Annotated in this window: 15 protein-coding genes; 7 read left to right on the forward strand and 8 right to left on the reverse strand. The window is 71.3% G+C overall.

The features are described from left to right. Positions 1 to 1,050 (reverse strand): PQQ-dependent sugar dehydrogenase (locus VET29_RS14340; RefSeq protein ID WP_324920081.1); only part of this gene is annotated, 1,050 nt, incomplete at its 3' end. 218 nt (positions 1,051 to 1,268) lie between these two features. Then, positions 1,269 to 2,153, reverse strand: coding sequence for a hypothetical protein (locus VET29_RS14345; RefSeq protein WP_324920083.1), 885 nt, complete (start codon positions 2,151 to 2,153; stop codon positions 1,269 to 1,271). A gap of 276 nt (positions 2,154 to 2,429) precedes the next feature. Between VET29_RS14345 and VET29_RS14350 the strand changes: the two genes are divergently transcribed. Together VET29_RS14350 and VET29_RS14355 are read left to right on the forward strand one after the other, a co-directional pair. Then, complete coding sequence (locus VET29_RS14350) at positions 2,430 to 3,986, forward strand: class I adenylate-forming enzyme family protein (protein ID WP_324920085.1); 1,557 nt, start codon at positions 2,430 to 2,432, stop codon at positions 3,984 to 3,986. Beyond that, positions 3,983 to 5,257, forward strand: coding sequence for an MFS transporter (locus tag VET29_RS14355; RefSeq protein ID WP_324920087.1), 1,275 nt, complete (start codon positions 3,983 to 3,985; stop codon positions 5,255 to 5,257). Before VET29_RS14350 ends, VET29_RS14355 begins: the two co-directional genes overlap by 4 nt. A 10-nt stretch (positions 5,258 to 5,267) precedes the next feature. Here VET29_RS14355 and VET29_RS14360 read toward each other — a convergent pair whose 3' ends face one another. Next, positions 5,268 to 5,699 (reverse strand): PaaI family thioesterase, encoded by a 432-nt coding sequence (locus VET29_RS14360; protein ID WP_324920089.1) that lies wholly within the window; start codon positions 5,697 to 5,699, stop codon positions 5,268 to 5,270. 59 nt (positions 5,700 to 5,758) lie between these two features. Here VET29_RS14360 and VET29_RS14365 point away from each other — a divergent pair, with 59 nt between their 5' ends. From VET29_RS14365 to VET29_RS14380, 4 genes are all read left to right on the forward strand, one after another. After that, the gene (locus VET29_RS14365) at positions 5,759 to 6,694 is read left to right on the forward strand and encodes a 3-oxoacyl-[acyl-carrier-protein] synthase III C-terminal domain-containing protein (RefSeq protein WP_324920091.1); all 936 of its coding nucleotides are present in this window, start codon (positions 5,759 to 5,761) and stop codon (positions 6,692 to 6,694) included. A 104-nt stretch (positions 6,695 to 6,798) separates the two neighbouring features. Further along, a complete protein-coding gene (locus tag VET29_RS14370) occupies positions 6,799 to 6,978 on the forward strand; it encodes a hypothetical protein (RefSeq protein ID WP_324920093.1) in 180 nt (59 codons plus the stop codon). A 459-nt stretch (positions 6,979 to 7,437) separates the two neighbouring features. Next, a complete protein-coding gene (gene lanKC, locus VET29_RS14375; RefSeq protein ID WP_324920095.1) occupies positions 7,438 to 10,044 on the forward strand; it encodes a class III lanthionine synthetase LanKC in 2,607 nt (868 codons plus the stop codon). 439 nt (positions 10,045 to 10,483) lie between these two features. Then, a complete protein-coding gene (locus VET29_RS14380) occupies positions 10,484 to 11,161 on the forward strand; it encodes a helix-turn-helix transcriptional regulator (RefSeq protein WP_324920097.1) in 678 nt (225 codons plus the stop codon). 48 nt (positions 11,162 to 11,209) lie between these two features. Here VET29_RS14380 and VET29_RS14385 read toward each other — a convergent pair whose 3' ends face one another. Both VET29_RS14385 and VET29_RS14390 read right to left on the reverse strand, forming a co-directional pair. Beyond that, the gene (locus VET29_RS14385; RefSeq protein ID WP_324920099.1) at positions 11,210 to 13,915 is read right to left on the reverse strand and encodes a LuxR family transcriptional regulator; all 2,706 of its coding nucleotides are present in this window, start codon (positions 13,913 to 13,915) and stop codon (positions 11,210 to 11,212) included. An 8-nt stretch (positions 13,916 to 13,923) separates the two neighbouring features. Further along, a complete protein-coding gene (locus VET29_RS14390; protein ID WP_324920101.1) occupies positions 13,924 to 16,731 on the reverse strand; it encodes a helix-turn-helix transcriptional regulator in 2,808 nt (935 codons plus the stop codon). 367 nt (positions 16,732 to 17,098) lie between these two features. On the opposite strand from VET29_RS14390, the gene aroB reads away from it, so the two are divergent. Continuing rightward, positions 17,099 to 18,253: a 3-dehydroquinate synthase gene (aroB, locus tag VET29_RS14395; RefSeq protein ID WP_324920103.1), complete on the forward strand. Its 1,155-nt coding sequence runs from the start codon at positions 17,099 to 17,101 to the stop codon at positions 18,251 to 18,253. A 180-nt stretch (positions 18,254 to 18,433) separates the two neighbouring features. Here aroB and VET29_RS14400 read toward each other — a convergent pair whose 3' ends face one another. Genes VET29_RS14400 through VET29_RS14410 form a run of 3 tightly spaced genes read right to left on the reverse strand, consistent with a single transcriptional unit; the run spans position 18,434 to position 21,491 of the window. After that, complete coding sequence (locus VET29_RS14400) at positions 18,434 to 19,558, reverse strand: sugar phosphate nucleotidyltransferase (RefSeq protein ID WP_324920105.1); 1,125 nt, start codon at positions 19,556 to 19,558, stop codon at positions 18,434 to 18,436. Beyond that, a complete protein-coding gene (locus tag VET29_RS14405) occupies positions 19,555 to 20,535 on the reverse strand; it encodes a sugar phosphate isomerase/epimerase (RefSeq protein ID WP_324920107.1) in 981 nt (326 codons plus the stop codon). Before VET29_RS14405 ends, VET29_RS14400 begins: the two co-directional genes overlap by 4 nt. Further along, positions 20,532 to 21,491 carry a BadF/BadG/BcrA/BcrD ATPase family protein gene (locus tag VET29_RS14410; RefSeq protein WP_324920109.1) on the reverse strand — a complete coding sequence of 320 codons (960 nt, stop codon included), beginning with the start codon at positions 21,489 to 21,491 and terminating at the stop codon, positions 20,532 to 20,534. Before VET29_RS14410 ends, VET29_RS14405 begins: the two co-directional genes overlap by 4 nt. Between the last annotated feature and the right edge of the window lie 41 nt (positions 21,492 to 21,532).

The raw sequence follows: 21,532 nt of genomic DNA on the forward strand, positions 1-21,532 counted from the left end.
CGCGCAGTTGTAGCGCGCGCCGGAGGGGCCGGACGGGAACGTGAACTCGTTGTAGGTCTCGGCGTTGGTGGCCGACCCTGTGCAGTAGGGCCAGCCGTAGTTGCCGGCCGAGGTGATCCGGTTGAACTCGACCTGCCCGCCGGGACCGCGGTTCGCGTCGGCGGCACCGGCGTCCGGGCCGTAGTCGCCGAGGTAGACCACGCCGGTCTGCTTGTCGACGCTCATCCGGAACGGGTTGCGGAAGCCCATCGCGTAGATCTCCGGACGGGTCCTCGCGGTACCGGGCGCGAACAGGTTGCCGGCCGGGATCGAGTACGAGCCGTTCGCGTTCACCTTGATGCGCAACACCTTGCCGCGCAGGTCGTTCGTGTTGGCCGCGCTGCGCTGGGCGTCGTAGGCCGGGTTGCGGCCGGCACGCTCGTCGATCGGCGAGAAGCCGCCGGAGTCGAACGGGTTGGAGTCGTCGCCCGTGGACAGGTAGAGGTTGCCGGCGGCGTCGAAGTCGATGTCCCCGCCGACGTGGCAGCAGATGCCGCGGGTGGCCGGCACGTCGAGGACGGTGACCTGGCTGGCGGTGTTGAGCGTGTAGTCGGCGTTGAGGGTGAAGCGGGACAACCGGTTCACACCGTTCCACGCGGAGAAGTCCGAGCCGCTGGCCGGCGAGTCGCCGGCCGGGGTGGACAGTGGCGGCGCGTGGTAGAGGTAGATGAAGCGGTTCGAGGCGAAGCCGGGGTCCACGCCGACGCCCTGCAGGCCCTCCTCGTCGTGGGAGTAGACCGACAGCACGCCGATCACCGTGGTGGTGCCGTTCGCGTCGGTGCGGCGCAGCTCACCGTTGCGGGAGGTGTGCAGGACCGACCGGTCCGGCAGCACCGCGAGTGACATCGGCTCCCCCATCTCGCCGACGCCCTTGGCGAGCGCCACCTGTTGGTAGTCGGCGGCGTTGACAGGGTGCGCCTGGGCTGGGGGTGTGGCGAGGACGGTTACCGCGCTGGTGACAACCAGCAGACCGGCGCAGGCGGCAGCGCGCCACCTCGTGCTTCGTTGCATGGTGGGTCCCGTTCCGTTGGTCGTGATGGCAGGGGGAAGGGTGTCCGTGTGAGCCAGATCATATGTCAACTTTCGGCGAAAGTACGCAGGTTTCCAACAGAAGTTTGCACATCTTCAGCGATAGTGCTGGCGCCCGGGACGACCGCGGCAGCCGCTGTTCAGCAGCGGGGCAGGCTGGCTTGCGGCCTGGAACGCACCCACACGGAACGCCCTCGACGTCAGTCGCCGAGCCGGAGTGTCGCCGAGAAGAGCTGGCCCAGCGCCGGGTCGTACTCCGCGAGCAACACCTGTCGTCCGTGTTTCCGCCAGCCAGGCAGCCGGTGCGCCAGCTCCTGCCAGATACCGGTCAGCGGCTGGCTCCCCCGGCACACCAGCATGTCGCCGTCCACGCGCCGGTCCGCCAGGACCGCCGCGAGACCGGCGCCGACCAGCGCGACGGGCGCCGCCCGGTCACTGGACAGCCGGGCCAGCTCGTCGGCCAGGACCGCCGGCACGTCGTGCGCCGCCAGCGTCGTGTGGCGCCGCACCGACAGCGCTCCACGCGATCCGGCCGTCTCCATGACCACGCCCACGGCCGCGGCGCGGTCCGGCACACGCGTCGGAACGGGAGGTTCGTGGTACAGGGTCGGTTGCTCGGCCATCAGCAGCACCGCCCGCCGGCACGCGCCGCTGCGTGCGTAGCCGTCGATCAGGTGCAGCGCGGTGAACACGGCGAGCAGGCCCTGATCGCAGACCGTGAACGTCAGCGGAGCGCCCGCGCAGTGCCAGCTCAGGTAGGTGGCGGTGGAACGTCCGAAGCACGAGTCGGGGATGTCGGTCGCCAGCACGAGCAGATCGGCCGGTCGCTCCTCGGGCACCAGGACGTCGAGCAGCGGCGCGCACATCTCGCCGTAGGAGTGCCCGGCGCCCGCCTCGATCAGGTCCTCGCGCACCGCGATCCCGTACGGCGCCGTCATGTCGGCGACGTAGCCGCGCAGCGTCGGGTTCAGCACCTGGCCGGTCAGCTCGTCGAAGGTCCGGCCCACCGCGTCACGTACGCGCAGACCGCCGACACCGGGCGAGTCACCTCCGGCGAGCGGGCCGGTGACGAACATTCCCCGCATGCTAGAGCGCTCTCCTGGGAGTCATGCGGCGACAGTACGCCCTCGGCGGCACCGCGCCCGCGGACCGAGGACGGCCCCGAATGTCGTGTATCGCGGCCACGTTCACCAGAGGGGAGCACGTCACTGATCCGTTCAGCCGCGCGCCTCGCAGGCCTGTGAGGGGAATTCACGTTGCACGGTCTGTTTCCCGGATTTCCCCAGGTACGCTTCGCCCGCTCGCATCAGCTGGCAGCGATCACCTCGTGCTTCGCCGTCCACGTAAGCCTGGAGTGTGTGATGGGTTCCGGACCGGACTACGCGGTGCGCGCGCTGGAGCTGTTCGCGGAGTACGGCGACCGGGAGGCCCTCGTCAACGGCGAGACCCGGTTCACCTACACGGAACTGCGCGCCTCGGTCCTCGACATCGCGGCGAACCTCGAGCGCTCCGGGCTTCGGCCGGGCACGACGGTCGGGATCCTGCTCGGCTACCCGCCGCACGCCCAGGCGATCCAGCTCGCACTGCACCTGCTCGGGTGCCGGACCGCGTGGCTGTCGAACGCCAGCACGCCCAGGGAACTGACCGCCTATCTCGACCAGGTGCGGCCGGCGGCGCTGCTGTACGAGGTGGCGGTGCACGAGCGGGTCGGTCAGGAAATCGTCGACCGGCTGGGGATTCCGGCGTTCTGCGTCGGCCCGGGCGGAGCGGGTCCGGACATCCTCGCCCCGCTCCCGGCCGGTGCCGAGCCGTTCGACGTGGACCGGGCGACCGGCACCCCGGACTCGGTCTTCCAGACCAGCGGTACCACCGGAGTGCCGAAACCACTGCTCCACACGGTGGACCTGTACGAGCAGATCCTCACCCTCGCCGAACAGATCCTCGCGGCGGACGAACCGCGCTACCGCCACCTCACGGTGACCCCCATGTGGTTCGTCGCCGGGCAGACCTCGGCGTTCCTCTACCTGTTCACCGGCGGCACACTGCTGGTCTCGCGGTTCTTCCGCGCCGGGGAGTTCCTCGAGCTCGTGGAGCGGGAACAGGTCAACTCCGTGTTCATCACCCCGCTGATGCTCTACGAGCTGCTCGACCACCCCGACATCGACAAGCGCGACCTGTCCGAGATGGTCGTGCTGAGCGTGGGCACCGCGGCCACCAACCCGGTACGGCTGCGCCAGGCCGTCGACCGCTTCGGCCCGGTCGTGCGCATCACCTACGGCCTGTCGGAGTCCCCGTTCATCTCGGCACATCCCGGCGTCGGCACCGACCCGGACCGGATCGGCTCCTGTGGACCCGCCTACGGCGACGTGCGGCTGGAGATCCGCGGCGAGGACGGCCGCACCGTGCTGCCGCCGGGCGAGACCGGCGAGCTGTGGGTGGCCAGCAAGCTCAACTTCCGTGGCTACGTGGGAAATCCGGAGCAGACCGCGAAGACGCTCGTCGACGGCTGGGTGCGCACCGGCGATCTCGGCCACGTCGACGCCGGGGGCTACATCCACCTCACCGGCCGAGCCAGCGACATGATCATCACCACCTACGGCAGCCACCACATCTTCCCGCGTGCGATCGAGGACGCGCTGACCACCCACCCGCAGGTCCGCGCGGCCGCGGTGATCGGCGTGCCGCACCCGGAGCTCGGTGAGGCCGCCCACGCCTACCTGATGCTCACCGACGGGGCCACGGTGACGGAGGAGGAGCTCGCCGGGCTGGTCAAGGAGAAGCTCAGCTGGGTGTGGGTACCGCGGTCGTTCGACTTCGTCGACGATCTGCCCAGGACGGACAGCGGCAAGACGAACACCAGGCGGCTGCGCGAGAAGTACGCGGCCGAGCACGTGTTGGCGGAAAGTACGGCGGATTGAGCACGGTCAGCGACACGACGGGTACGGGCCGGGGCGCCCGGCGGGTCGGGCTCGTCGCGCTGCTGTCGGGACACATCGTGTCCATGCTCGGCAGCGTCGTGACGACGGTCGCCGTGCCGTGGCTGGTGCTGACCAGCACGGGCAGCGCGGCGAAGATGGGCCTGATCTCCATGGCCTCCGTCGTTCCCGCCCTGCTGGCCGGCGTGTTCGCCACCCCGCTGACCGACCGGTTCGGCATCCGGCGCACGTTGATCGTCACCCAGTGCGTGGCGGCACTGGCCATGGTCGCCGTCGCTGCGACGCCGGGGATCGGGTTCCTCCCGCTGGCCGCGCTGATCGCAGTCAAGGGCGCGCTCACCGGTGTCGGCGGCCGAGCCCAGCACGTCATGCTCCGTCCGGTCAGTGACGCGGCGGGTATGCAGATCATCCGGACCACCGCGATCTACGACGGGATCGGCAACGTGGCGATGGTGACCGCGGCGCCGCTGGGCGGTCTGCTGATCCTCTGGTTGGGACCGCAGGACGCGATCTGGTTCGACGCGGCGTCCTTCGCCCTGTCGGCGCTCCTCATCGGACTGCTGGTGCATCCGCCCGAGGGCACCATGCCGGACCGGGACGCGGCCGCGAAGGAGGGTTACCTCACCGCGCTGCGGCGCGGTGCGGGTCACCTGTGGCAGGACCGGCTGCTGCTCGGGATGCTCGCGATGACCTCGGTGGTCAACCTGTTCACCGTGGCCAACTACGCGGTGTTCGTGCCGCTGTGGGTGGACGAGCACTCCGGCTCTGCCCCCGCGGTCGGCCTCATCCTCAGCGCGTTCGCGTTCGGCGCGATCGCGGGCAACATCGTGTTCACCGTGGTCGGACCGAAGTTGCCGCAGTACCTGACCTTCTGCGTCAGTGTGGCGTTGTGCGTCGGTCCCCGGCAGCTGACCCTCGGGCTGACCGACAACCTCGTCGTGGTTCTCGTCGTCTCGGTGCTCTGTGGGGTGACCCAGGCGGCGTTCCGGCCGGTTCTCGGGGCGATGCTCTACGCCCGCGTCCCGGTCGAGCTGCAGAACCGGGTGTTCGGCATGGTGACGGCGGTCTCCGGCAGCAGCCTCGCGTTCGGCGCGACGCTCGCCGGGCTCGCGGTCGCGGGGCTCGGGCTCCAGCCCGCGATCGTCCTCTCCGGATCGCTGTGTCTGGTGGTGACCGTGATCCCGTTGCTGCGCTACCGATCCGGCGCGCATGCCGGTGTGGACAGCGCCGACGTCCACAGCGGCCGGCCATGAGGCCCGCGGCTCAGTCGGTCCGCACGATCCGGGCGGTCGCCGAACCCACGGCCACCACCTGCCCGGTGTCGTCCAGCAGTTCCCCGGCCAGGAAGGCGATGGTGCCGCCGCTGTGCACGACACGTCCGCGCCCCACCAGCCGGCCGGGCCGGGCAGGCCGGAGGAAGCTCACCTTGAGCTCGATGGTCGCCCCGAACCGGCCGGGACCCAGCGTCGCCGCGAGCGCGGGGCCCATGGTGTCGTCCAGCATGGCGGTGAGGAAGCCACCCTGGACAGCACCCGCGGGGTTGAGGAACTCCTCGGTCGCCTCGAAGGACACCTCGATCTCGCCCCGCTCCGTGTCGGCGCGGACGAGCGACCAGCCCAACGTCGCCGCCGCCGCCGGCATCGGCGTCCGACCCTCGACGGCATCCCAGAAGTGGCCGGTGCGTTCTCCCGTCATGGTTCGACAGTAGTACTCGGGACGCCGCCGGCACTCCCTTTCGCGCGAAGGAACCGCTCATGACCGCCCTACGGGAGATCGCCGGTCACCTGCCGGACCGCCGGGTGCCGATCGAGGAGCTCCTCGCGGAGTGGCGGCTGCCCGCGTCCACAGTCGACACTCTCCGGCGTTCCTACGGATACTCCGAGGTTCGCCGCCAGGAACCCGGTGAGACGCTGACCGATCTCCTCGTGCGCGCCGCCCGCAAGCTGCCGTCGCTGGCCGCTGCCCGGAGCCGGATCCGTTACGTGCTCTACGCACGCACGATTCCGGTCTCCCAGCCACATCCGCTGAGCCCGTTGCCGGAGTTCTGCGAGCGGCTCGGACTGAGTGTTGCGACCGCCTTCGCCGTCACCCACCACGGTTGTGCGTCCGGGCTTCTCGCGGTGGACATCGCCGGGCGGCTGCTGGCTGGTGACGGCGACCCGGACGCGCTCGCGCTCGTCCTCGCCGCCGAACAGGTCTTCACCCTCGACGAGACACTGCGGCCGGAGGCGCGGATCTTCGGCGAGGCATCCGCCGCCTGCCTGGTGTCCGCGGACGGCGCACGCGACCGGGTGCTGAGCTACGCGACGCTGCAGCGCGGCGACCTCGACCACTGGGCGGTCGACCGCCCCGACCACGCCGAGCGGTTCGCCAAGGAGTACACGGTGTTGGTGGCCGAGGTGATCAGCGCGGCCGCCGAGCGGGCCGGGCTGCGCGTCGACGAGCTCCGGCTGATCCTGCCGCACAACGTGAACGTGCGTTCCTGGCGGAAGGTGTGCCGGCAGCTCGGGCTGCCGCCGGCGTCGGTCCTGCTGGACAACGTGCCCCTCATCGGCCACACGTTCGCCGCGGACCCCTTTCTGAACTACCGCACGGCCGTCGACAGCGGACTGTTGCGGACGGGTGACCGCTATCTCATGGCCGCGGCCGCATACGGCGCGACCTTCTCCGCGATGGTTGTCGAGCACTGAGCGGCGTTCTTTGTGGAAAATCACTACGGACCGTGAGGAATTCACGCCAGACGCCTGTTGGCACCAAACGGTCGCACCCCGTTCGGCGCAATATCTCGGGGCGAATGCAGCTTGCAGTGGCGAGATGGACTCTGGATACTTTTTCTGTATTACTTCCGACGAAGGAGAACCTCAACATGCGTAAACTTGGTGGCGGTGAGCTCGAGCAGGCGAGTTTCGGTGGCGGCGAAGCCGAGCGTGCTTTCGGCGGCGGCGAACTGGAGTCCGGCGCCAGCGCCAGCTAGTGTCGCACTAGGTAGGACCGGTGGGCCCATGCCGTGGACAGCCACGGCATGGGCCCACTGTCGTCACCAGGTACGATCGAGCCCCCATCCGCCCCGCCGTCGACCGGCGTTCGGGCGACGACCCCACCGTCCGCGCTCGGCGCGATGGCCACCACGGCACGCCCGCGCCCTGCCGGCGGCCCGAGATCCGGCGGTCGAACTCGCCCGCCCGGCCCGCTGAACCACCGCTCGGCCATCGAGTGCCCGGCGCCGGCGACCGACCAAACGGCTAGGTCATTCGGCCGAACTTTGGGAAATTGCCCACAGCATGCGCACGGCGGTAGGCTGGCGCACAGGTTGGAGATGACACCCCGACGCGGTGGAAATCACTCCGTGAAAACCAGTCCAGCATTTCCGGTCCATACGGCATCGTCGGTTCCCGTCCCATTTCCACGGCAAGACGACAGGTGTGGTACGCGCATGGAAGACTACATTTTGTACTGCCAGCAGGGACTGGACTTCTATGACCATCCCAGCCTGGGCGAGGCAAGCGAGCACGCCCTTGTCGGGCGCCGACAACCCGACGGGTGGAAGGTGGGCAACGACGACAGCTGGACGTTCTTCTTCCCCGCTGTGGCCAACCTGCCCGAACAAGGGTGGAAGGTGCATGTCTCGGCCACACTGGCGGACGCGGACGACACTATCGAGATCGTCGCCAAATACTGCTTCGCCCGGCTGGTCCCCTTCAAGGTGCTGACTCATCGGCAGACGCATCTGCGAATGAACGGAAAGTACGCGCCGCGAGGAAGAAGCGGAAAACTGATCACCATCTATCCTCCCGGCCCGGACGCGCTGCGCGCCGTGCTCGACGAGCTGAACACCGCCCTGGAGGGAAGACAGGGACCGTACATCCTGAGCGACCTGCGATGGCGCGAGGGACCCCTGTACGTGCGTTACGGCGGGTTCAGACAGACGTACACCGTCGACGACCGGGGGCGGCAGGTGCTGGCCGTGCGCCGGCCCGACGGCAGGCTCGTGCCCGACACCCGTGGACCGTCCTTCCGGCCACCGTCCTGGGTGGAGCTCCCGGACTACCTGGCCGAACAGCAACACCGGACCAGGGCCGAAACAGCGGAGTCCCTGCCCTACACCGTGCGCAAGGCGCTCCATTTCTCCAACGGCGGCGGAATCTACCTGGCCACGGACCCCGCGACCGACAGGACGGTCATCATTCGTGAGGCACGGCCGTTCGCCGGACTCGACGGCGCGGGGCACGACGCGGTGGCACGCCTGCATCGCGAGCACGAGACGCTCCAGGATCTCGGCGACCTCGACTTCGTGCCCACCCCCGAGAAGATCTTCACCTGCTGGGAACATCATTTCCTCGCGGAGGAGTACTTCGAAGGCCTGACACTGCTGGAGTTCCTGTCGGCCAACAATCCGGCCACCAGAGGCAGCGCCGGAAAAGCGGAGTACCGAAACTACACCGAGACCGCGCTGGACATCATCGAGCAGATCGACAAGGCGATCCGCGCGATTCACGACCGTGGTTACGTCTACGGCGACCTGCATCCGCGCAATGTCATCGTGCGTCCCGACGGTCGCATCGGGCTGGTCGACTTCGAGGTCGCCTACCGGCCCGGCCTGGATCCGGAGCCGACGATCGCCTGTCCCGGGTTCGTCGCCAAACACACCACAGCCGGCAGGGTGCGCGACTTCTACGCACTCGACTGCCTGCGGGTGGCGATGTTCCTGCCGCTGACCCAGATGCTCGACCTGGACGCGGACAAGGCAACGGAGCTGCCGGCGGCCGTGGCCGAGACCTTCGGTATGTCCCGGCAGGTGACCGCGGGCCTGTCCGAGCGCCTGCGCCCACCCTCGGCGACCGGCGCCGGCTCCCGGCACGACACGGCGTTCGCCGCGGCGGCGGCGAACCCGCACGGTCCGGAGATGCGGTCGCTGACCGACGCCATGGCGCGCGCCATCGTCGCGTCGGCCACGCCGGAACGAGCCGACCGGCTGTTCCCGGGAGACCCCAAGGCACTGCACGACGGCGGCTACACCATGGCCCACGGCGCGGCGGGAGTCCTGTACGCCCTCGCCTCGACCGGTCGTCCGGTCGACGAACGACACGTGGAGTGGCTACTGGCGGCGGCTCGGCGCAGTCCGGCACGCGCGGGCCTGTGGGACGGACTTCACGGCGCCGCACTGGTACTCCACGGTCTGGGGCGCGAGCAGGCGGCGAGCGAGCTGTTGGAGAAGGTGGCGCCGCGGACGGCGGAGGTCAGGTCCGTGGGTCTCTACGACGGACTGGCGGGGATCGCACTGACCCTTCGCTACCTGGCCGTCACCACGGGGGACTCCCGCTGGGCCGACGAGTTGGCCCCGATCGACGAACGGCTCGCCGAGATCGTGTCCACCGGCGACGACGTCATGCCGGGCACGGACGGCGCACAGGCCGGGCTCATGCACGGACTCACGGGCGTGGCCCTCTTCTTCCTCCGCCGGCATCAGGACACCGGGGACGACACCTACCTGCGGCTGGCGGTCCGCGCACTCGAGACCGACCTCGAACACTGCCGTGTCGACGCCGGCGGCGAGGTTCACCTGGTCCAGGGCGCCCGCATGATGCCGTACCTGGGCGACGGGAGCGGCGGGCTCGCGGAGGCGATCACGCTGTGCCAACGACACAGGCCCGACGAACGCCTGGCGATGTGGCGGACCGGGATCCTCCGGGCCAGCCAGAGCCCGTTCATCATCGAGCCGGGACTGCTCCTGGGCAGGGCCGGGCTGATCATGCTGCAGGCCGCCCACCCGGGGCAGCTCGGCTCCCCCGGTGCCACCGCCGACCACGTCCGCCGGCTGGCGTGGCACGCCGTGCGGCGCCCCGACGCGTCGGGCACCGGAAGGACGGTGGCCTTTCCCGGTCACCGGCTGCTGCGCCTGTCGATGGATCTGGCCAGCGGCACCGCGGGCGTTCTGTTGGCACTGGACAGCTGGGCACGTGCGGCGGACCCGGCCGCCCCCAGCCGGTCCGGAAGGCCACTCACCTGGGCGGAATCGACCGGTCTGCCCCTCATCTCCTGACGGCTGTCGAGACTTCCGGGGCAACGGGCTCCGGAGAACAAGAGAAAACACCAGGAGATCCCATGCACACGATTCTCGAACTGCAGGAGCTGACCCTCGAGGCCGCCAACGCCGCCCCCGAGCTGGAGTTCGCCAGCACCATCAGCAGCAACAGCTGCACCTGGATCATGGACTAGGTCGGGGACGTGCTGTTGCCGGGCGGTGCGGGCCCCGCCACCCGGCAACAGCACACCGGATCGACGGTCCCGTCCCGTCCGTCTCATGACCCGTACCGACCACGAGATTCCGATCGGGCCACCCGAACATCCGCGGTTCGACACTGGCCGGTCATACCCGGTGACTACCCGTAGCGGGGGATTCGAACAGCACACCCAGCGGGCACGATGAGTGTGGAGAAGCCGCACGGCAGCAGAGTCGAACTCGGGGATCGGTTCACTTCATGACGGGTACGCGGAACGCCGGTTCGTCGCTTGAGTCGACGAAGCTCGACGTGTCACTACTGATCGGATCGGAGGTCGTCCACCGGGGAGTGCGATCGCTGCTCGGCCACCTCGCCAGGGTCCGGACCGTCTCGACCTGGCCACCGTACGACCGGCACGCGCATCCCGACGGCGAGGGACCCCACCACCACGTCGTCATCGTCGGGTTCGAGGAGTGGCGACAACTCGCCGAGCTCGGTGCCACGCCGGCCGGCGAGCGGCCGTGGGTCGTCCTGCTGGGCGACGAGGCGCACGTCGAGAAGATCCCGTCGCGGCGAAACGACCTGCCCTGCGACGGCGTCATGATGCTGACCGGCCTCGACGCCGCCGTGCTGGACACCACCCTGGCCCGGGTGGTCGCCGGAGAGCTGCCGATGCCGGCCGTCCTGGCACGCACCCTGCTCGCGGCGCGCCGTTCCGGTCCGCACCGGTCCGCTGGTCACCGCGTCGCGTTGACGGACCGGGAGCACGAGACGTTGGGCCTGCTGGCCCAGGGCTACAGCAACAAGCAGATCGCGGCGGCGCTGCGGATCTCCTCGCACGGCGTCAAACGGCTGGTGGCCGCGTTGTTCCTGAAGCTGGGTGCCCCCAACCGCACGACGGCCGTGATCATCGCGATGAACGAGGGGCTGGTGTGACGCCCGCATCGCACGTCCCACCCGGAATGTTCCGCGACAGCACGCCGATCACGGGTCATCGCCCGCGCCGTTCGTGAACACCTCGCTCAACTGTCCGCGGGAGTGGACGCCGAACTTGCGGTAGACCTGTTTGAGGTGATCGGCGACGGTGTGTTCGCTGATGGCCAACCGCACGGCCATCTGCGCTCTGGTAAGCCCTTCGACGGCCAGCTGGGCCACCCGGCGCTGCTGCGCGGTCAGGTCGTGTTTCCCTTCGGGACGCGCGCCGGCCGCGTCGAGCTCGGCGCGGGCACGCTCGGCGAACGCGTCCGCGGCGACGGCCACGAACGTCCGGTACGCCCGGCCCAGGTGGTGGGCCGCCTCGGTGCGCCGCTTCCTGCGCCGGAGCCATTCGCCGTACAGGAGCTGGGTCCTGCCGGTGTCCAGCACGGCGGCCGTCGGCTCCAGCAACCGGATCGCGGTCTGGAAGTACCGCTCGGCATGGGTGTCCGGCACGCTGAGAGCCTGGGCGCGTGCCTGAAGTCCCCGTCCCCACACGGAGTCGCTCGCCCCCACCCGGACCGCCAACCGGTCGTAGGCCGCCGCGGCGACGGCGGCGTCCCCCACCCTGACCGCGGACTCGACGAGATCCGCGAGCACCTGCCCGCCGAGGCCGGGCGCGTCCTCCGTGTACGCGAGCCGCGACCACACCAGCGCCTCGTCGTACTCCCCACGTGAGATGGCGATCCTGGCGAGCAGAAGGTGACACAGTGAGACCAGGAAACCGTAGCCGGCTCGTCTGGCCAGCGTGATGACCTCTCGTGCCTTCGCCCGCGCCTCCGCCGTGCCCCGCCCCGTGCCGGCCACCGCCTCGACCGCGATCTGCACCAGCCGCCGACTGCCGGTGTGGGGCACGGTCACCGCACCGGAGTCCCACCGCGTCGCGTGGCCCTGCGCGAGAGCGAAGGGCGTGACGCGCAGGATCCGGACGTCGATGCCGCGGGCCGCCTGGTCGGAGAGGCGGGCGCCACGCTCGATGTCCCACAGCTCCAGCAGTGTCAGGGCGATCAGGGAGTGCCACCGGCGGCAACGCCGCCCGGCCGGGTCCGCATCGTCCACGGTGTCCAGTGTCGTGGCGATGCGCCGCATCAGCGGCACCGCTTCCTCGTAGCCGGCGGTGACCCGCATGGCGAGCCCCGCGGCCAGGACGTCCACCGGCGTCTGCTGCCCCGTGTGGGTTGGCGCGGCGTCCAGTGCGTGCCGCGCCAACCGGCAGAGCGTCGTGTGCGGCAGCTGACCCTGCGCGAGAAGCGCCCCGTCGAGAGTTTCGAACCACGTGTCGCCGGCCGCGCGGACGTCGAGGAGCCCCATGTCGTCGAGGACATCGCTCAGCGCCAACAGAATGTCCCTGTCGTCTCCGGCACGGGCGTACAGGACCGCGCGGATCCGGGAGATCTCGGGACGGAGATGGGCGTCGAGCGGCGTCAGCAGCGCCTCGTCCAGCAGGGCACCGGTCAACCGGTAGTTCTTCGTCAGCAACGCCAGGCGGGCGGCGGACACCAGGCGACCAGCACGGCGGTCCACGTTGCCCACCTCCGCCGACCGCCGGAAGTACGTCTCCGCACGCCGGTGCCGGCCCTGGATCTCCGCTCGTCGCGCCGCGGCCTCGAGCTCACCGGCGATCGTCTCGTCGTGGCCGTGCGCGCTCAGCGCGGCGTGCCATGCCCGTCGATCGGCGTCGTCGAGCACGAGTCCCAACACGACGTGGATCCTGTGCCGGAGAACCGCGGTGGCCCGCCGCGCGAGGGCCAGCGGCAGCAACGGCTGCCGGAACACCGGGTGCGGCTCGAACGTCACCAGGTCGACGACCTCGTCCGGGTCGACCTCGGTTCCCACCACCCGGGCGGCCGTCCGGAAGTCCGCCATCGTGGCCGACGGTTCCACCGCGGCGAGCAGCAACAGCAGTCTGGCCCGCGCGGAGCATTCTCCCGTGCTTCTCAGTAGTTCGGTCTCCAGCCGTTCCGGCAGCCTGAACCACTCGTTGGGCCACGCACGGTGGTAGCCGTGGCCGGCCACGTAGTTGCGGACGAAGCGCGTCAACGCCAACGGGTTCCCACCGGCGACCCGGACCAGCCGCCGCGCGGGGAACGGGTCGACGTCCTCGGACAGCGATGCCAGCAGCATCATGGACTCGTGGTGGTCGAGGGGGGACAGCCGCACCTCGGGCCACTGTCCCAGCCAGCCAACCGGTTCGGGCCGGTCACGGGCACAGAACAGGAAACTCCGGCCTGCCTGCCTCCCGGCACTCCGGACCGCGCACAGGATCTCACCCGTGGCCCGGTCGATCCACTGTGCGTCGTCGACCAGATGGAGCACCGGCTCGCCGCCGGCCGCCAGGTCGAGCAACGCCGAGGTGGCCACCGCGACGGCCGCGGGCGACGTTGCCCCCAGCCGCTCACCGAACACGGTGTCGAGTGCCTTCCGTTGGCGGACGGGCAAGTCCGGGAGGCGGTCGAGCCACGGCCGCAGCAGGCGGTCGAGTGCCGCGTACGGGAGCAGCGCCTCCGCCTCGATGCCGGGTGTGCGCACGACTCGTACGCCCGGGACCGACTCGACGGCATGCTCGGCGAGGAACGTCTTTCCCATTCCGCACTCGCCGCGCAGGACCAGCCCGCCGCCGTGGCCGCCGCGTAGTCGTGCCACCAGCTCCAGCACCGCGCGATGCTCGGCGTCCCGGCCGACGAGTGTGGACCGCCCGCTGTGACCGGCGCCCATGAGCCTCCTCACGCTTCCGGCTCGACCCCGAGCGACAAGAGCACCGACAGCTTGCGCCGGGAGCTGACACCCAGCTTCCGGTAGATCTTCTTGAGGTGGTAGGCGATCGTGTTAACGCTGACGAACAGTGTCGACGCGATGGCCTCGTTCGTCATGCCCCGCGCCGCCAACTCGGCGATCGTCTTCTCCTGGCCGGTCAGTCCCGCCGACGGCCACGTGCCGAACTCCCCCGTCCGCGCTCCCGCGGCCCTCGACTCCCGCGCACATCGTTGCGCCAGCGGGAGACTGTCCATCGAGACGAACATCCGGTACGCGGTCCGCAGGTGAGCGATCGAGTCCTCGCCGCGGCCCTCGCGGCGCAGCCACTCGCCCCAGATCAGGTGAGTACGCGCGTGCTCCAGCGGCAGACTGTCGGGGTCGAGCCGCCCGGCGGCCGTCGCGAACAGCTCCTCGGCCGCGGACCCGGAGGCCACCAGCGCTCGACACCGGTCGAGCACTCCCTGTCCCCAGAAGGAGCCGGCGGCCTCGACGCGTTCTTCGAGGCGCCTGAGCCCGGCGGCGGCGAGCGCCCGGTCGCCGACCCGGACCGCCGACTCGACGAGGTAGGGCAGGACGAGGTTACCCACGCCGGGCGGATCCAGTTCGTGAACGTCCCTGGCATGAACGAGCGCCCTGCGGTACCGGCCCTGCGCCACGTCGACCATCGCCAGTGCCAACACACACGTCGCCGCGCCCAGGCCGTATCCCTCCGCGGTGAGGCCGTCCCTCATCGCGAACGCCGTCGCACGCACCTGCCGCGCGCGGCCGCGCAGGGCGTCCGGTACCAGGGCCGCCAACCCGGCCCGGTTCGCTGGAATCCCCAGCCTGGCCGCGACCTCGCGCGCTTCGCGGCAGTGCTCCCCGGCGACGTGGAACCGTCCGGCCAGGGCTTCCTGGTGGGCCAGGGCGACCAGCGTCGCGTACAGCCCGGTCAGCGCACCGTCCCGCCGGCAGGCCGCGGCCATGCGGGCGAGCGCCCGCCTGCCGGCCGCGAGATCCCAGATCTCCAGGCTCAGCAGCGTGGTGAGGACGGGCTCACGCCCGAACTGCGCGGTCTCGCCGGCCGCGTCGGGCAGCAGCGCGCGGCGCAGTGGCCCGGCCGTGTCGACCCGTCCCCGGGACAGACGCATGGCGAGTGCGTGCATCACGTCCTCGTCCGTTCCCCGTCCGCGGCCGGCACGGCTCGGCATCGACCGTGCGACCGCCACCAACCTGTCCAGGGCGGGATCCCCCGGTTCCCGGCTGGCGAGCAGGGCGGCGTTGACCGCCTGAAGCCAGAGCCGGCGGGCCAGCCCCTCGTCGCGCACCCGGCACTCCTCGACGGCGGCGCCGAGCAGGGTCGCGGCCTGCGACGCACGCGCGGACCACGTGAGAGCGGCGCCGCGGATGCGGTCGGCGTCCTGCCTGTCGTACGCGCTGTCGTACGCGGACGTGCGCGGTGCGCTCGCCCGGTCGAGGAGTGCGATGCTCAGTTCGTTGTCACCGGACAGTTGCGCGGCCCTGGCCGCGGCCACCAGCCGCCCCGCCCGGGACCGGTCGTCGGGGCTCAGCTCGGCCGCCCGGGTCAGGAACGTGGACTCCGCCGCATGACCGCCGCGCGCCCTCGCCGACGCGGCGGCGCCGGCCAGCTCGGCAGCGATGCGCTCGTCGGGCTCCGCCAGCACCGCGGCCCGATGCCACACCCGCCGTTCCGGTCCCACGGCCGTGTCGACGACCGCACCCAGTGCCTGGTGCACCAGCGTTCGCTCCCGGCTGGACGCGGAGTGGTAGACGATCGACCGGGTGAGCGGATGCGGAAACCGCACCTTGCCGGCCAGGTCGAAGAACCCGGACACCGCCAGGTCCACGTCCGCGGGATCGACACCGAGGTGCCGAACGGCACGCACGACCAGGTCGACGTCCCCGGCCGGCTCGGCACTGGCGACCAGCACACCCCAGCGCGCCGCCCGGCTCAGGTCGTCCTTCGCCCGCACGTACTCGGCCCGTGTCCTCGCGGTGATCGGCAACGGGTCGGGGACGCGCAGGCCGTCAGTACCCCGCCACTCCGTCAACGCCCGGCCGTACTCGACGATCGCACCCGGGTTTCCCTCCGCCGCGGCGAGCACGCGTGCTGTGGCGACGTTCCCGATGCCGCCCGCCACGGACGTCAGCAGGCGCAGGCACTCCTCTTCGCCCAGCGGACCGAGGGGCAGGGCAGACAGGCCGTCGAACCAGTCGGGTGGTCCGGCGACAGGCCGGGCGCCGAACACCAGCGCGCACCGCTCCCCACTCAGCCTGCGGCCGGCGAAGGTCAGTGATCGCAACGAGACCGGATCGAGCAGGTGCGCGTCGTCGACGACACACAACAACGGACGCTCACTCGCGACACTCCGCAGAACCGCCAGTGTGGCCTGTCCCAGCAGGAACGGGTCGGCGAAACCGCCCGCGCGCAGGCCGAGAGCGAGTCGCATGGCCCTCGACCGCGGCTCGGGCAACTCACCGAGAACGTGCGAGAAAGGCGTGATCACCCCACGCAGCCCGGAGTAGGGCGAGTCGACGTCGAAGTCGGCCTGGCTCACCCGAACCGTCGTGACATCCGTGAACCCGCCGGCCACGTCGTCGATCAGGGCGGTCTTGCCGATCCCGACGCGACCGAGCACGACGGCCGCGCCGCCCCGTCCCGTCCGAACGCCTTCGATCACCCGGGTGAGAAGCTCCTTCTCGGCCGAACGGCCAAGGACAGGCATTCGACGCGTCCCCTTCCACACGACAGACAACACCGCATGCAACGAGATCATGAGAGGCCGGCTCCGGAGCCACTCGCGACAGAGCCCGTGGGACCCGCCCAGGTCCTGGGGATGAACGTTACTACGCGCACGAGTTCCCCGGTGTGGCGTACAGCCAGGACTGTCCCCCGTGGCCGAGCACCCGCAAAGTGTGAAGTGCGTTCCGTGACGTGCCGCCCGACGGTCTCACCCGGTTGGCCCGCCGGTGCTGACGCTGCGCTGAGGACACCGGCCGCCGCACTGCGCCGAACGGGTACCGATTTCCGCTCGACGAGCGGCCGGTAGAGATGTCTATACCATTGAAGTCGATCGAGCCATCCTGTTGTCCACAAGGGAACGAACGCCTGGGGGTGCTGAACGGGTGGTGCCACACGTCCGGATGCGCGAGTCACTGCCGATGCCGCGTAGTCCGGAAGGGGACGTGCTCACGACCGCTGGGCGGCAGGACGAGTACACCGTGTCCGTGTGCCGCACGGAGCGAGCCGTGGTCGACCGGCTCCGCGCCGAGATCGACGGCAGGCGCGTGGCCGTGATCAGCGACCACACGGTGGCGCGGCTGCACGCGCGGCGTCTCGCGGACACGTTGTCCGCCAACGGCTTGGAGGTCACCGCGACCTCGTTCCCCGCCGGGGAGGCCAGCAAGAGCCTCGCCACGGCCTCGGAGTTGCTGGACTGGCTGGCCGGTACCGCGCTGGCCCGCCGGGACATCGTGCTCGCCGTCGGCGGCGGCGTGGTGATCGACACCGTCGGCTGGGTGGCGAGCGCGTACATGCGTGGCGTGCCGTACATCAACGTGCCGACCACACTGCTCGCACACGTCGACGCGGCGCTCGGCGGCAAGGTCGCGGTGGACCACCCCACCGCCAAGAACCTCATCGGGGCCTTCTACCAGCCCAAGGCGGTCATCTCCAACGTCGGCTACCTGCGCACGCTCGACCGGAGGCAACTGCGTGCCGGGCTGGCCGAGGTGATCAAGAAGGGCGTCATCGCGTCGCCGGAGCTGTTCGAGTTCATCGAGCACCGCCATCCCGCCATCCTCGGCGGCGACCTGGTGACCACCGCACGCCTGGTGCACGGCGCGACCGTGGTCAAGTGCGGCCTCGTCAGCAAGGACCCCTACGAGCTGGACCTGCGCCGGCCGTTGAACTTCGGCCACACCATCGGGCACGCGGTGGAGACCGTCACCGACTACGGGCCGGTCCTGCACGGCGAGGCGGTCGCGTTCGGCATGGCGTGCGCGGCACGGATCGCCGAGCGGCGAGGACTGCTCGACTGGCGCACCAGGGCCCGCCTGTGCGACCTCCTGGTCGCGGTCGGCCTCCCCGTCATGCTCGACGACCTACCCGTCGACCTCGACGTGACAGCCGTCCTGGCCGCACTGTGGCAGATCCGCAAGATCCGCGACGGCGTCCTCCGCTTCGTCCTCCCCACCGCACTGGGCGAGACCGTGATCGCCGACGACGTCACCGACGACGAGATCCGAACCGCCATCACAACCGACACCACCGGCTACCGCCGCCTACGCACCGGCTAAAACCCCCGCGAGTCCCGCGCTCACACACACCGAGTCCCGCGTTCGTGCACACCGAGTTGCGCGTTCACGCAGGCCGAGTTGCGGTTTCGTCCGAAGTGGACGCTCGACCGATGCCGCGGCGTCAGGCCTCCAGCGCGGCGAGGCCGTCAGCGCGGTCAGGCAGTCAGCGCGGCGAGGCAGTCAGCGCGGTGAGGCAGTCAGCGCGGTGAGGCCGTGCCGGTCCTCGGTGACGGTCTCGCCCGCGAGGACGATCGTTTCGGCGACCGTCACGCCGTCGGCGACCGTCGCGCCGGGCAGTACGACGGAGCCGCGGACCACGGCGCCCGGCTCGACCCGGCAGTCCGGGTGCAGCACGCTGCCGGTCACCACCGCGCCCGGCGGCACGGACGCGCCGACCAGGCTGTGGTGCTCGGGCAGGTACCGCGGCGGCGCGCCGGACAGCGTGCGCGGCATCGCGAGCGGGTCCATCGGCAGGTCCAGCAGTTTGAGCTGCTCGACCCGGTACCGCTCCACGGTGCCGATGTCGGCCCAGTAGCAGGAGATCGGGAACGCCGACACGCGCCGGCCGGTGGCGATCATGTGCGGCAGCACGTCCGCGCTGATGTCGTGGTGCCAGCCGTCGTCGCCGAGTGCCGACAGCTCGGCGAGCACCTCGCGCAGCGTGTCGATCCGGAACAGGCAGAACGCGGTGAAGACCAGGTCCGACGTCGGCTCCGCGGGCTTCTCCACCAGCGCACGCACCCGAAGGTCGCCGTCCACCTCGACCATGCCGAACAACGACACGTACTTCAGCTCGATCCGCTGCACGCCGATGGTGCAGTCGGCACCCGACTCGCGGTGCGCGGCCACCATCGGCGCGTAGTCCATCAGGTACACGTGATCCGCGTGCTGCACGAGCACGTCCCGCGCCCCCGGCGCGAACAGGTACTCGGCGTTGGCGAGCAACGCGTCGGCGGTGCCGCGCTCGGGTGGCCGAGGGGGCAGCGGCTCACCGTCCGCCAGACCGCCCGCCGACCGCAACAACTCGTCGTGCGGCCCGAAGTGGATCCGCGTGCCGGGATGGCCGGTCCAGTGCCGCAACAGGTGCCGCGCGAGGTCGGACTCGCGGTGCAGTGACAGCAGCACCACCTCCGGCACCCCCGACCGCACCGCGTTGACCAGGCTGAAGTCGACCAGCCGGCACGCCGCGGCATACGGCACGAGCGGCTTGCACGACCTGTCGGTGAGCCGGCCCATGCGCTCGCCGAGGCCGCCGGCGAGCAACCCGGCCCGCACACCCGCCAGCCCGCCGGCCCGCGCGCTCACCAGGTGCGCCCCTGCGGCGCGCCCGCCGGCAGCAGCGCCCGCAGCGCCGCGACCGACGTGCCGATGCCCTGTTCGGTCGGCAACAGGGCGTCCTCGTGCTCCACGTAGATCACTCCCCGGTAGTCCTCGTCCAGCAACGCGGCGACGGTGCCCACCCACGGCAGCTCGCCGCACCCGAGCGCCCGGAACCGGATCGGCGGCCCCGGGCCGTACCGCGACCAGCCGGCGCCACGCGGATCGCCCGGCTGCCGCCATACCTGGAGGTCCTTGGCGTGCACCGCGGCGAGCCGCGCACCCCACCCGCGGACGGCGTCGACGGGGTCGTGCCCGACCGCGGCCAGGTTGGCCACGTCGAGGCACAGCCCGACGTCGGCCGCGGCGGCCAGCAGTGCCCGCGCGCTGGCGGGGTCGTAGACCACCTGCTTCGGGTGCGGCTCCACCACCACCCGCACGCCCGTCTCCCGGGCGAGCGCGAGTGCCGGAGCGGCCGCGTCGACCCACTCGGACACGTTGTCCTGCCAGGAGACCTCGCTCCCCCACCACGACAGCCACCTGCCGAGGTCGGGCACCCCGAGCATCAGCCGGGCGAGTGGCGCCCCCAGTCCCGCCGCCAGCGCGACGGTGCCGAGCGCGGCACGCTGCCCGTAGGCGCGCTTGTCCGCCGGCGAACCGGCCAGCACCGGATCGGTGTGCGGCCCGTGCGGGCCGAGCACGAGCTGGGTGTCGCGGCTGTTGCTCACACACCCGACCTCGACGCCGGACTCCCGCAGCGCCGCCATGACCTCGCGGTGGTGCTCCGGGTCGGCCAGCCGTTCGGCGTCCACCAGGCCGAAACAGCGGTCCGCGGGCAGGTCCACGACCTCAACGCCGGCCCCGGCCGCGGCCGTGACGGCGCCGGTGAGGCCCAGCGGCGACAGCGCGGCGAGGCACAGGCCGATCCGCACCGGCCCCCCCGTCCCGTTCCCCGGCAGGCTCATGCGGCCGCTCCGAGCCGCCGGTGCCACGCCCAGCTGCCGGCGAGCGCGTCCGGGAGCTCGTCCCGGTGCGTGGTCGCGGCGGCGAGCACCATCGCGGCGGGGTCGTCGACCACGGTGGGGCGGGACGTCGCGCCCAACTCGTCGGTGATCCGCTCGGCCAGCGCGGCGGCGAACTCGGGGCAGCCGCGCAGCACGCCACCCGACAGCACCGCCGACCACGCGCTGCCCACGAGCCCGGCGCGGTCCCGGGCCGCGCGCACGCCGGCGACCAGCTCGTCCAGTGCCCGGTCGACGACCGTGCCGGCCACGGCGTCGCCGTCGAGCCAGCACCGGCACACGGCCGGGGCCAGCGCGGCGACCGCCGCCTTCGGGAACGGCCGTGCCGCGAGCGCGCGGGCCAGCTCGGCCACCGTGGCGGCGGAGCCCGCGGTCAGTGCCACGCCGAGCGCGGTGGCCGGGCCCCGGCCGTCCGTGCCACGCACAGCGGCGCGCAGCCCGGCGAGCCCGATGTCGAACGCGCCGCCCTCGTCGCTGCCCAGGTACTCGCACCCGCCGGTGGACACGGGCGGGCGCCGTCCGTCGCCGGCCAGGAAACCGGACCCGGTGCCGCACACCACCGCGACTCCCCTGCCGCGCAACGGATGCGCGGCCAGCAGCGGCACGATGTCGCGGGAGATCACCAGGGTGCCGGTGAGACCGGCCGCCGCGGCGGCCGCCGCCAGCCGGTCGAGCTCGGGTTCGGGGGTGCCGGCGTCCACGGTGGCCGTCGCGAGCCAGCCGAAGGCCGGCCGGGAGCCGAGCCGCTCCGCCAGCGCCGCGAACAACGCGCCGAGCTCGGCGTCGGCACCCGCAGCGCCGACCGAGGCGGGGTTGACCGAGCCGCGGCGCCACCGGTGACCACCTTCGACCATGGCCGTCGTGCTGCTGCCGCCGGCATCGACCGCCCAGCACCTCACCCCTGGCCACCTCCGTGTCGCCGTCCGTCAGCAACGCTACC

The sequence above is a fragment of the Actinophytocola sp. genome (assembly GCF_035634895.1).
In the GTDB taxonomy this organism is placed as follows: Bacteria; Actinomycetota; Actinomycetes; order Mycobacteriales; family Pseudonocardiaceae; genus Actinophytocola.

What these genes read in the sequence shown, in the direction of transcription:
- VET29_RS14345 (WP_324920083.1), bottom strand. Translation starts at nt 2,153, where the DNA reads ATGCGGGGAATGTTCGTCACCGGCCCGCTCGCCGGAGGTGACTCGCCC.
- VET29_RS14350 (WP_324920085.1), top strand. Translation starts at nt 2,430, where the DNA reads ATGGGTTCCGGACCGGACTACGCGGTGCGCGCGCTGGAGCTGTTCGCG.
- VET29_RS14360 (WP_324920089.1), bottom strand. Translation starts at nt 5,699, where the DNA reads ATGACGGGAGAACGCACCGGCCACTTCTGGGATGCCGTCGAGGGTCGG.
- VET29_RS14365 (WP_324920091.1), top strand. Translation starts at nt 5,759, where the DNA reads ATGACCGCCCTACGGGAGATCGCCGGTCACCTGCCGGACCGCCGGGTG.
- VET29_RS14370 (WP_324920093.1), top strand. Translation starts at nt 6,799, where the DNA reads ATGCAGCTTGCAGTGGCGAGATGGACTCTGGATACTTTTTCTGTATTA.
- lanKC (WP_324920095.1), top strand. Translation starts at nt 7,438, where the DNA reads ATGGAAGACTACATTTTGTACTGCCAGCAGGGACTGGACTTCTATGAC.
- VET29_RS14380 (WP_324920097.1), top strand. Translation starts at nt 10,484, where the DNA reads ATGACGGGTACGCGGAACGCCGGTTCGTCGCTTGAGTCGACGAAGCTC.
- VET29_RS14385 (WP_324920099.1), bottom strand. Translation starts at nt 13,915, where the DNA reads ATGGGCGCCGGTCACAGCGGGCGGTCCACACTCGTCGGCCGGGACGCC.
- VET29_RS14390 (WP_324920101.1), bottom strand. Translation starts at nt 16,731, where the DNA reads ATGATCTCGTTGCATGCGGTGTTGTCTGTCGTGTGGAAGGGGACGCGT.
- aroB (WP_324920103.1), top strand. Translation starts at nt 17,099, where the DNA reads ATGCGCGAGTCACTGCCGATGCCGCGTAGTCCGGAAGGGGACGTGCTC.
- VET29_RS14405 (WP_324920107.1), bottom strand. Translation starts at nt 20,535, where the DNA reads ATGAGCCTGCCGGGGAACGGGACGGGGGGGCCGGTGCGGATCGGCCTG.